Source organism: Arthrobacter terrae (assembly GCF_015708085.1).
GTDB classification, from domain to species: domain Bacteria; phylum Actinomycetota; class Actinomycetes; order Actinomycetales; family Micrococcaceae; genus Arthrobacter_M; species Arthrobacter_M terrae.
Window position 1 is genome coordinate 1 of record NZ_JADNYM010000056.1, and the last position, 1,466, is coordinate 1,466.

Below are 1,466 nucleotides of genomic sequence, written 5' to 3' on the forward strand. Positions count from 1 at the left end.
CCTGGCCGGCACCACGCATTACCGCAAGGGCCTGCCCGTGGGTGAGCTGTTCGCCCAGGACGTGGCGGCGTCCTTGGAGTTGCCGGGGGTCGGTTTTGAGGCGGTGCGCTACGAATCGCGGAAGGCCGACAGAGTCGGGAACCTGCTCGTTGACGGGAACACCTACGCGGCCGGGCCCGCGTTCCATGGACGGATGCTCACAGTGGGGTTGGGCCATGATGTGGTGCAGATCCTTGATGAGCATTCCGAACCGGTCCGCACGTTCCCACGCGTCTTTGGCCGACAGACCGAGACGATCTTTGACCCTGCCTCGCTGGTCCCGTTGCTGGTGGCCAAGCCCGGGGCGTGGTCCCATTCCCCGTTGCGGGCACTGGTCACCGACCCGGTGCGTGACTGGCTGGATAAGGCACCAGCGACCGATCGGCGCCGCCTGCTCAACGCGGTGGATGCTGCGTCCGAGTCCGCCGGCTTCGATGCCGCAATACAGGCTGCACACACCCTGATCCAACGCGGAGACACCCCCGACATGGCCATGCTGGGCATGCTCGCGCGCCGGCTGGCCAACGGCACCGAACCGCCCGCCACGAACGTGGACTTGAGTGTCTATGACACCTTCACCACCGTCAACACCGTCACGGGAGAAGTCGCATGAGCACCCCCACCATCCAGGACATCCTGAACGCGGGCAAGCATGCTTCGATGACCGGGACCGTGCTGAGTGAATGGGCTGAGAAAGGAACCCCGAAACAACGTGAATACCTGCACGGGGTACTGATGGCCGAGCACGAATCCCGCCTTGAATCACGGCGTCAACGGCTGCTGAAATCGGCTCGGCTGCCCGCCCTGAAAACCCTCACCGGATTCGATTACACCAGTGTCAGGTTCCCCGAGGACTACGGCCGAGAACCGCTCGAATCCCTGGAGTTCATCAACCGGGCCCAAGACCTCGTGTTGTACGGCGACGTAGGCACAGGTAAAACCCACCTGGCCTCCGCCCTGGTGGCAGCCGCGTGCCGGAAGGGCATCCCGGCACGCTTCTTCACCACCTCCGCCCTGGTCATGATGCTGCGCCGGGCCAAGGACGAAGACCGCCTCGACAAGGAGCTCGCATCCTTGGCAAAAAACCAGCTGCTGGCGATCGATGAACTTGGCTACCTTCCGATCGATATCGAAGGAGCCAGGCTCCTGTTCCAAGTCATCGCGGACGGGTACGAAAAACGCAGCCTGATCATCACCACCAACTTGGAGTTTTCCCGTTGGGGAACCGTCTTTGGCGATGACAACATGGCCGCCGCCGTCATCGACCGGCTCGTGCACCACGGGCGACTATTGCAGTTCCGCGGCGAGTCCTACCGGGTCAAAAATGCGTTGATGAAATGAGCAGACAGCTGAAATGGCCTAAAGACGTGCCGCAGTGGCCTGATTCTTAGCGCCGAAATGGCCTACTTTAACTTGACGAAACACAA

2 protein-coding genes are annotated in these 1,466 nt (G+C 62.1%); both read left to right on the forward strand.

What is annotated here, in order from left to right; all coding sequences use genetic code 11:
- Positions 1-652: Mu transposase domain-containing protein (locus IV500_RS21115; protein WP_446680236.1), on the forward strand; the 652-nt coding region annotated here is incomplete at its 5' end.
- Entirely contained in the window at positions 649-1,380 is a 732-nt protein-coding gene (gene istB, locus IV500_RS21120) for an IS21-like element helper ATPase IstB (protein ID WP_196398784.1), read from the forward strand. The genes IV500_RS21115 and istB, both read left to right, overlap by 4 nt.
- The last annotated feature ends 86 nt before the right edge of the window (positions 1,381-1,466 follow it).

What these genes read in the sequence shown, in the direction of transcription:
- istB (WP_196398784.1), top strand. Translation starts at nt 649, where the DNA reads ATGAGCACCCCCACCATCCAGGACATCCTGAACGCGGGCAAGCATGCT.